General features: G+C 73.7%; 3 protein-coding genes. All 3 read left to right on the top strand.

The window, feature by feature from the left end; all coding sequences use genetic code 11:
• Positions 1-293 (top strand): phosphoribosylglycinamide synthetase C domain-containing protein (locus tag ACTIR_RS0100045; RefSeq protein WP_026452761.1); only part of this gene is annotated, 293 nt, incomplete at its 5' end.
• A gap of 155 nt (positions 294-448) precedes the next feature.
• Positions 449-835 carry a PE domain-containing protein gene (locus ACTIR_RS0100040; protein WP_052583654.1) on the top strand — a complete coding sequence of 129 codons (387 nt, stop codon included), beginning with the start codon at positions 449-451 and terminating at the stop codon, positions 833-835.
• 71 nt (positions 836-906) lie between these two features.
• Positions 907-1,630 (top strand): PPE domain-containing protein (locus ACTIR_RS20880; protein ID WP_026452759.1); only part of this gene is annotated, 724 nt, incomplete at its 3' end.

Here is a 1,630-nt window from a genome sequence, read left to right as displayed (position 1 = left end):
TGACCGTGGTGCTCGCCGCGGACGGCTACCCCGGCAAACCGCGCACCGGCGACGTGATCACGGGCAGCGAGGGCGACGGGGTGCTGCACGCGGGCACCCGCCGTCGCGAGGACGGTGCCGTGGTCTCCGCGGGGGGCCGGGTGCTGTCCGTCGTCGGGGTCGCCGACGACCTCGCCGCGGCCCGGGAGGACGCCTACGAACGGGTGGCCCGGGTGAATCTCACGGGTGCGCACCACCGCACCGACATCGCCGCCCGCGCGGCGGCCGGTGAGCTCGCGGTCCCCTCGCGCTGAGGCCCCCGGCGCCGTCGCCGTCCCACCGTCGTCCCCGTTCCCGCGGAACCGGACCGGCCGAAAGACCGTCCCAAATTCAGGTCACCCTCACACCAGGCTTGGTAGCCTGCGAGGGAAGTCGGTCGACTACTGGCGGTAACAGGGGGTGCGGCACAGTGTCCGAGAAGGTCGCAGGTTCCGGGAACGGGCCGGGGACGTCCGGGACGGGGTCCGGCGGGGCGCGGGACCTCGAGATCGAACCCGACAAGATCGAGGCGGTCGCCGGGATCGTCGAGGAACAGGCCGCGGCGCTGCGCCGGAAGCTGGACGAGCAGACACCCGCGCTCACGGTCCTGCCACCCTCGGAGGACATCGTCTCGGTCCATGTCGCCGAGGCCTGGAACACGCTGATCACCGAGGGGAACGGCTGTTACGTCGAGCGCGTCCGCGCCTACGAGGCCGGCCTCGTCGAACTCGCGGCGCGGTTGCGGCTGGCCTCCCACGAGTACGCCGGGAACGAGCAGGACAACGCCGCCGCCCTGCACGGCGCGGGCGGGAACTGACGCCGCGGGCCGCACGGGCCCGCCGCGTTCCGCCACCGACCATCCGACGGACCACCGAACAGGGATTCGCGATGAACGACGCCGAGGTTGCCGAACTCGCCAGGAAGATCGGGGAACACCGGTTCACCGGCTACTCCGACGACATGCTCGCCGACGAGATCGAGTTCTTCCGTTCCGGCCGTGGGATCGGGGGGTTGAGTGAGGCGGTGGCCGCGCTGGAGGCCGTCTCGGACGCGCTCGCCGAGACGGACGACACCCTGCGCACCGAACTGGCGAAACTCGGTGTGCAGTGGCACGGGGCCGCCGGGGGGAGCGCCCGGTCGCGGCTCGCGGAGGAGGCCGAGTTCTCCCGCAGTGCGGGCGCGGCGGGGACCGACTCCGCCCAGCGGCTGTTCGCGCAGGGCGAGGCGTTCAACCGCACGCTGCACAAGCTCCCCGACCCCGCCGCGTTGCGCGCGGACAGCGACGTCGGGATCGGGGACTCGCTGCTCAGCCTGATCGGGCACGAGACCGACGCGGTCCGGGCGGCCGAGCGGAAGAAGGAGGCGCGGGAGCAGGCCGAACAGGCGCTGGGGTCCTACGCGCAGGACAGCGGCGAGAAGCTCCGGGGACTGCCGGAACTGCCCGCCCCCGACCTGATCGGTGCGGCGGTCCGCGGGGACGCGGACGTGCCCGGGTCGATCGGCGCGGGCGGCGGACCGGACGACAGCACGACGGCGGCGCACAGCACGGGATCCGTTCCCCCCGGTCCCGCACCGTCGGCGCCGTTCACCCCGGGTGCGGTCGGGACGTCGG

The sequence above is a fragment of the Saccharomonospora iraqiensis subsp. iraqiensis genome, from assembly GCF_000430445.1.
GTDB classification, from domain to species: Bacteria; Actinomycetota; Actinomycetes; order Mycobacteriales; family Pseudonocardiaceae; genus Saccharomonospora; species Saccharomonospora iraqiensis.
This window is presented reverse-complemented; position numbering and strand designations above follow the sequence as displayed.